The 6,705-nt window shown below is 64.7% G+C and carries 7 protein-coding genes; 2 read left to right on the top strand and 5 right to left on the bottom strand.

Going from position 1 to position 6,705, the window contains the following annotated elements; genetic code table 11:
- Positions 1 to 120 precede the first annotated feature (120 nt).
- The gene (locus tag ACTIIH_RS05505) at positions 121 to 2,229 is read left to right on the top strand and encodes a heavy metal translocating P-type ATPase (protein ID WP_441090952.1); all 2,109 of its coding nucleotides are present in this window, start codon (positions 121 to 123) and stop codon (positions 2,227 to 2,229) included.
- Positions 2,230 to 2,323: 94 nt separating this feature from the next.
- Here the strand turns inward: ACTIIH_RS05505 and ACTIIH_RS05500 are convergent, their stop codons facing one another.
- A complete protein-coding gene (locus ACTIIH_RS05500; protein ID WP_441090951.1) occupies positions 2,324 to 3,283 on the bottom strand; it encodes a VOC family protein in 960 nt (319 codons plus the stop codon).
- Positions 3,284 to 3,467: 184 nt separating this feature from the next.
- On the opposite strand from ACTIIH_RS05500, the gene ACTIIH_RS05495 reads away from it, so the two are divergent.
- Positions 3,468 to 3,977: a hypothetical protein gene (locus ACTIIH_RS05495; RefSeq protein WP_173156675.1), complete on the top strand. Its 510-nt coding sequence runs from the start codon at positions 3,468 to 3,470 to the stop codon at positions 3,975 to 3,977.
- Between the two features lie 12 nt (positions 3,978 to 3,989).
- Here the strand turns inward: ACTIIH_RS05495 and rraA are convergent, their stop codons facing one another.
- From rraA to ACTIIH_RS05475, 4 genes are all read right to left on the bottom strand, one after another.
- Entirely contained in the window at positions 3,990 to 4,457 is a 468-nt protein-coding gene (rraA, locus tag ACTIIH_RS05490; protein WP_441090950.1) for a ribonuclease E activity regulator RraA, read from the bottom strand.
- A gap of 38 nt (positions 4,458 to 4,495) precedes the next feature.
- Positions 4,496 to 5,518, bottom strand: coding sequence for a D-cysteine desulfhydrase (locus ACTIIH_RS05485; protein ID WP_441450986.1), 1,023 nt, complete (start codon positions 5,516 to 5,518; stop codon positions 4,496 to 4,498).
- 83 nt (positions 5,519 to 5,601) lie between these two features.
- On the bottom strand, positions 5,602 to 5,823 hold the full coding sequence (locus tag ACTIIH_RS05480; protein ID WP_441450985.1) for a hypothetical protein: 222 nt from the start codon (positions 5,821 to 5,823) through the stop codon (positions 5,602 to 5,604).
- A gap of 237 nt (positions 5,824 to 6,060) precedes the next feature.
- Positions 6,061 to 6,705: transposase (locus ACTIIH_RS05475; protein WP_441450983.1), on the bottom strand; the 645-nt coding region annotated here is incomplete at its 5' end.

Below are 6,705 nucleotides of genomic sequence, written 5' to 3'. Positions count from 1 at the left end.
GGCATCACCATTGATTTATACCCCCGAGGGGTATAGATTGTGGGTATGGACAAGCCGCAGAATCATCGTCATGACGGAATGCAGTCTGCTGAGACAGGCCATTCCGCGCACACTGAGACCATGGCCCACTCCGATCACGCTCGCCATGACCACAGTGGTCATGGCGACCACTCCGGTCACGAGAGCCACTCCGGCCATTCGGGCCACGCGAGTCATGCCGGCCATGGCGATCACGTCGCGCAGTTCCGGAGGCTGTTCTGGATCATGCTCGTCATCTCCGTGCCCGTCGTCGCATTCAGTCCGATGTTCGGCCACCTCGTCGGATACGAGGTTCCCGAGACCGGCATCCTCGGTGCGCTCAGATGGCTCTCGCCGATCCTGGGCACCGTCATGTACGTGTGGGGCGGAAAGCCGTTTCTGACCGGCGGACTCGACGAGATCAAGGGGCGCAGCCCGGGCATGATGCTGCTCATCGCTTTGGCGATCACGGTCGCCTTCGTTTCGTCTTGGGGATCGTCGCTGGGTCTGCTCGACCCGCAGCTCGACTTCTGGTGGGAGCTGGCTCTGCTGGTCGTGATCATGCTCGCCGGTCACTGGATGGAGATGCGCTCACTGGCACTGACCACCTCGGCGCTGGACAGTCTCGCCGCGCTGCTGCCGGATGAGGCCGAGAAGATCATCGATGGGGAGACGGTGAGCGTCGCTCCGTCCGACCTCGTCGTCGGGGACATCGTCCTCGTTCGACCCGGTGCCTCGGTGCCCGCCGACGGACGGATCATCGACGGTTCGGCCCATATGGACGAATCCATGGTCACCGGAGAATCCGCGACGGTCCGACGCGGCGAAGGCGACTCGGTTGTGGCCGGCACCGTCGCCGCCGATTCCGGGCTTCGGGTCGAGATCACCGCGATCGGTGACGACACAACGCTGGCCGGTATCCAGAAGCTGGTCTCCGACGCTCAGAGCTCGTCATCGCGAGCCCAGCGCATCGCCGATCGAGCCTCGGCCTGGCTGTTCTGGTTCGCTCTCGGCGCTGCCGTGATCACCGCGGTCGTCTGGTCGCTCATCGGCATGCCGGATTCGGCGGTCGTGCGCACGATCACCGTGCTCGTCATCGCCTGTCCTCACGCCTTGGGTCTGGCCATTCCGCTGGTCGTGTCGATCGCCACCGAACGTGCCGCCCGTGCCGGCGTCCTCGTCAAGGACCGGCTCGCGCTCGAGACGATGCGCACGGTCGATTCCGTGCTCTTCGACAAGACCGGCACCCTGACGAAGGGTCAGCCGACGGTCACCGCCATCGAAGTCGTCGAGGGCGCCGGGGCCACGCGGACCGAGAGCGAAGTGCTCGGCCTGGCGGCTGCGGCCGAAGCCGACAGCGAGCACCCGTTGGCCGCCGCCATCGTCACGGCTGCGGCTGAACGGGGGGTCGACGTGCCGAGAGCCTCCGACTTCTCGTCGTCACCTGCGGTGGGGGTCAAGGCTGTCATCGCGGGCCAGACGGTCGAGGTCGGTGGTCCCAGACTGCTCGAGGCGCACGATGCCCCCGAGGCGAAGTCTGCGGAGGCCTGGCGCGCCGAAGGTGCCATCATCCTCCACGTGCTCGTCGACGGATCTGCTGTCGGTGCCCTGCGGTTGGCCGATGAGATCCGGCCGGAGTCTCGCGATGCCGTCGATGCTCTCCACGCCATCGGTGCACAGGTCGTGATGATCACCGGAGACGCCGAGGCGGTCGCGCAGTCTGTGGCCTCCGAGCTCGGCATCGACCGTGTCTTTGCCGGCGTTCATCCCGCCGACAAGGCGGCGAAGGTCTCCGAGCTGCAGGGGGAGGGGCGTCGTGTGGCGATGGTCGGTGACGGTGTCAATGACGCTCCAGCGCTCGCGCAGGCCGATGTCGGCATCGCCATCGGGGCCGGAACCGATGTGGCCATCGGCTCTGCCGGAGTCATCCTCGCTTCCGACGATCCGCGGTCCGTGCTCTCGATTGTCGAACTCTCTCGGGCGACCTACCGGAAGATGAAGCAGAACCTGTGGTGGGCGGCCGGGTACAACCTGCTGTCGGTGCCGCTGGCGGCAGGAGTGCTCGCTCCTGTCGGATTCGTGCTGCCGATGAGCGTGGGTGCGATCCTGATGTCGATCTCGACGATCGTCGTCGCCCTCAACGCTCAGCTGCTGCGTCGACTCGACCTGCATCCGCAGGCGGCTGTCGAGCGAGTGCACTCCACGAGCTGATCTCGACGCAGACGATTGAGGCGGGTGATGCCATTGAGCATCACCCGCCTCAGCGCGTTCTATCCGGTGGAGATATTCTCGCACCGGCAGGTCGTCAGCGCGCCAGGGTCTCGCCGATGGAGCTGGTTCCGGTGGCCAGGGTCACCTGCGTGCCCCACGGGTCGACGACGCGCACGGAGCGTCCGTCGTCAGCGAACTCGAGGTTGTGCGTGCGCAGGCGAGCGACGAGCGCGTCGAGGTCCTCGCGCCCGGGAACGGTGATCGCGACGTCCCCGAGGCCGAGGCTGGCCGCGCGAGGACCGGCGCCGCGGCTGTTCCAGGTGTTCATGGCGACGTGGTGGTGGTATCCGCCCGCCGCCGCGAAGAGGACTCCGGGCATTGTTGACAGCGACGGCTCGAAGCCGAGGGCATCGACGTAGAACTCGCGAGCCTGAGGGATGTTGCCGACCTGCAGATGGACGTGGCCGACGATGCCGGGTTCGGCGGCAGTGTTCGCGAGGACGTCTTGATTCAGGTGGCGTTCGAGGAAGCGGTTCGGGTCAAGGTAGAGCGTGTCCATCTGGACCTCACCGTCGAGCGAGTGAGTCCATTCCGAACGGGCGCGGTCGACGTAGAGCTCGATGCCGTTGCCTTCGGGATCGGTGAAGTAGAACGCCTGGCTGACAAGGTGATCGCTGGAGCCGACGAAGGTGCTGTTGGTGTTCTGCGCTGCGTGGGCGACCGTGGCGGCCAAGGCTTCCTTGGTGTCGAACAGGAAGGCGGTGTGGAACAGGCCGGCCTGTTTGGCGTCGACTCCGGGCAGGCCCGGGGTGGCCACGAGCTTGACCAGGGGAGTGGTGCCGCGGCCGAGCACGCGGTGGGCTTCGCCATCGCGGGCGGTCTCTTCGAGTGGTTCCATCGCCAGAGCGTTCGAGTAGTAGTTCGACATCTTCTCGAGGTCGCCGACGCGCAGGGTCACCGCGTCCATTCCGGTGGCCGCGGTGAGTCGTTTCTCATCGACGGCGGGTGTCTGCGGGGCGGTGGAAGTTGGTGCCTGGATGGGGGTGGTGGTCATGCTGTTCTCCTGAGCGGATGGGCTGTTGGGTCCAGTCTAGATCGATCTAGTTGAAAATTCAACCAAGAGGCTGATGGTCCTATTCCCGATCCGCGCCGAAGGGAACCCGATCCCATTGAAGCCCCACGCTCTGAGTGACTGACTCGATGCGGCACCAGCGCACTCTCGTCGATAGGCTGGTGCCATGAGGTTCGATTCGAAGTCCGCCCCGGCTCTCGCCGGGCTCCTGACCGCCGCACTCATCGCCCTCAGCGGCTGCGGCTCCGATTCTGGCTCATCGGCGGAACCCGAAACGACTCCGACGGCGACTCTGGTCGTCGTGGAGCAGGGCTTCGATTCCCTTGATGAGCTCTCGGATTATGTGGCGCAGTCCTTGGACGGTGTCGAGGTGAGTCTCGAGTCCGAGACGAACCCCGACTTCAACCGGGAGGCCGAACCCGAACGCCTCCATGTCGAGTTCGCCTCCGATGAGAGCAGGGCCAAGGACTTGGAAGCCACGGCGTTCATCGTCCAGGCGACCTCACAGGCGGCCTTCGACTACGACATCCTCGTGGTCACGGGAGACGTCGCGGCGGGGGAATGGAGATACCTCTACGACCGTTCGACCGTCGAGGATCTCACCGCTGACGGTCAGATCGACGTTGCCGACATCTGGGACTCAGCCGAACAGAGCTTCGACACCATTCATCGCTGAGCCGCGGCTGCTCTATTTTTCGATGGCGACACCATCGGCGTCGGCGAAGACCATCGCTCCTGGGCGGATCGTCGCGCCGCCGATCTCCACGGTCACGTCGATCTCACCGGCACCGTCTTTCGCGCTCTTGCGCGGATTGCTGGCCAGAGCCTTGATTCCGAATTCCATCTCGGCCAGAGCTTCACGGTCGCGGACAGCGCCGTTGATGACGACACCGTTCCAGCCGTTTCGGACCCCGGCCTCGGCGATCATGTCACCCATGAGGGCGGTGGCGATCGAACCGTCACCGTCGATGACGAGCACGGCGCCGTCGCCTGGCTGATTGAGGGTCTGCTTGACCAGGCCGTTGTCCTGGAAGCAGCGGATGGTGCGGGCCGGTCCGGAGAATGAGGTCTTGGCTCCGAAATCGCCGAAGTTCAGGGCGATCGAATAGAGCTCGTCGCCGCGTTCGTCCCACAGGTCTGCTGTCGAAACTGTCATCTGTGTGCCTTCCGTCGGTGGTGGGAGCTGAGTGGTGCTCAGGCAAACGCCTGGGAGCGGGCGTAGAGTCCGGGGACTCCGCCGGAGTGGATGAACACGACCTCGTCATCGGAAGAGAAACGGCCGGATCTGATGAGGTCGGTGAGGCCGGCCGCTGCCTTGCCGGTGTAGACCGGGTCGAGGACGATGCCCACGGTGCGGGCGAAGAGACGCACAGCTTCGACCATCCCGGGGGTCGGCAGAGCGTATCCCGTCCCGACATAATCGCCGAGTCCCACTGTGGCTGCGCGAGGGACCGTGGGCAGGTCGAGGAACTGCGCCGTGGAGTCGACGAGGTTCACGATCTTCGGTTCCTGCTCCGCCTGTGTCCGGCTGACGTTGATGCCGATGACCTGAGCATCGCTTCCTGCGCTGTGGAGGCCGACGATGAGTCCGGCCTGCATTCCGGCCGAACCGCTGGGCGTGACGATCGTGGGCGAATCCAGCCCCGCCTCGGCGAATTGGTCGAGCATCTCAACGGCACAGTCGACGTAGCCGAGCGCGCCGATCGGATTCGACCCGCCCACCGGGATGACATAGGGGATCCTGCCCTCGCCGCGCAGCTTCTCGGCCAGAATCTCGGCCTCGCCGAGGAGGTCAGCTCCGTGGCCGAGCACCGTGACCGAATTCGCGCCGAGAAGATCGAAGAGCAGGAAGTTTCCCGTGTACTCCGGCGGGTTCGACCCTGCCGGGCCGAGCGAGGTGCCGTCGGGTCCGAGATCCTCTTCGACGATCAGGTGACAGTCGAGACCCTCGACTCGTGCAGCGGACAGGGTCAGTCGACAGTGATTGGACTGCATCCCGCCGACGGTGATGACGGTGTCCGCGCCCTGCTTCAGAGCGTCGGCGATGAGGAACTCGAGCTTGCGTGTCTTGTTCCCGCCCTGAGTCAGTCCCAGCTGGTCATCGCGTTTGATCCAGATCTGCGGTCCGCCGAGCTCGGCGGACAGTCGCCGGAGCTGCTCGAGCGGTGTCGGGCCAGCGGTGTAGCGGCGACGGGGGATTTCGTTCAAGGCGACCATGGTTCCCGAGTCTACCGAGCTGGTCAGCCGTGCTGACAAGATGCCGACCAGAATCTGGTCAACGGGATGTCAATGGGTCGTTCTCAGCCGACGAACTCGACCTCACGAACGGCATCGCGGCCCTTGTTCGCGGCGGTCGCGTTTCTCACTGTCAGATTCATGACCTCATGTGTGTCCAGGTTCGTGTAGGACACCCAGGTGTATCCCTTGCCGGAATCGGCTGACGTGCGATGCCAACGTGTGGCGTGCCCGTCGTTGTGCTCGGCGAGGGCAGCGACGACGTTCTTCGTGGCGAGCTGATCCACGACCACGGCATCACCGATGCCGTAGGCGGTGATCAGTCTGTCCGCGTACTTGACGGCACCCTTCGGGTGTCCCGAACTCTGGGGTGCCTGAGCGGCACTGCGGGGGGGTGCCCCTATGTTTTAAGTCAAGGGGCAGTGGGCAGTTTCTTCAAGAGTATCTAGCCGGGTCCGAAGGGCAGGAATGATCGGTCCGGGGACTGTTTCCCGGACTGATCAAGAACTTCGCTTCAACTAGGTTCAGGCAACGGCTGTCGCCTCGGGTGCGTGGAAGTAGGTACCATCGCGCAACATCGCGTAGAGGACGTTGCAGCGCCTGCGCGCTAACGCGATCAGGGCCTGGTTGTGCTTCTTATGTTCGGCACGTTTCTTGTCGTAATACGCCCTCGACAGCGGGTCTTTCAACGCCGCGAACGCGGATAGGAACAACGCTCGTTTGAGGACCTTGTTCCCCCGCCGGTACGAGTGATCGCCTCGGATCGATGTCCCTGACCGCCATGTCACCGGTGCCAGTCCGGCATACGATGCGAGGTGTCCGGCAGAATCGAAGTCCTTACCCACGACCTCGGTGAGGATCCTCGCCGCTGTCCTGACGCCGACTGCCGGCATCGACGTCAGGCGTCCGAAAAGCGGATGTGCTTCGACTAGCTCCTCGATTCGGGCGAAGACTTCGTCTCGCGACTGGCGTGTCTGCGCCAGCGACGTCGCCAACTGGGGCAGGACGAGCCCGGCTGCGTCGGTGCCCGACACCACCACCGTCTGCCCGTCGAGCGCGGTGAAGATCGCTGTCGCCCACCGTTTCCACGCCCTGGGTGCCTGCTTACGCAACAGTGGATCGCCCCGGGTGTGGTGGAGGGCTTGATTCAACCGAGAGGATAGGAACAT

The sequence above is a fragment of the Brevibacterium sp. genome (assembly GCF_052105255.1).
GTDB classification, from domain to species: domain Bacteria; phylum Actinomycetota; class Actinomycetes; order Actinomycetales; family Brevibacteriaceae; genus Brevibacterium; species Brevibacterium linens_B.
The sequence above is the reverse complement of the archived record's forward strand: the minus strand, read 5'-3'. Positions and strand labels throughout refer to the sequence as shown.

Excerpts from the sequence above, each read along its gene's own strand:
- ACTIIH_RS05505 (WP_441090952.1), top strand. The coding sequence starts at position 121 with ATGGCCCACTCCGATCACGCTCGCCATGACCACAGTGGTCATGGCGAC.
- rraA (WP_441090950.1), bottom strand. The coding sequence starts at position 4,457 with ATGACAGTTTCGACAGCAGACCTGTGGGACGAACGCGGCGACGAGCTC.
- ACTIIH_RS05500 (WP_441090951.1), bottom strand. The coding sequence starts at position 3,283 with ATGACCACCACCCCCATCCAGGCACCAACTTCCACCGCCCCGCAGACA.
- ACTIIH_RS05485 (WP_441450986.1), bottom strand. The coding sequence starts at position 5,518 with ATGGTCGCCTTGAACGAAATCCCCCGTCGCCGCTACACCGCTGGCCCG.
- ACTIIH_RS05495 (WP_173156675.1), top strand. The coding sequence starts at position 3,468 with ATGAGGTTCGATTCGAAGTCCGCCCCGGCTCTCGCCGGGCTCCTGACC.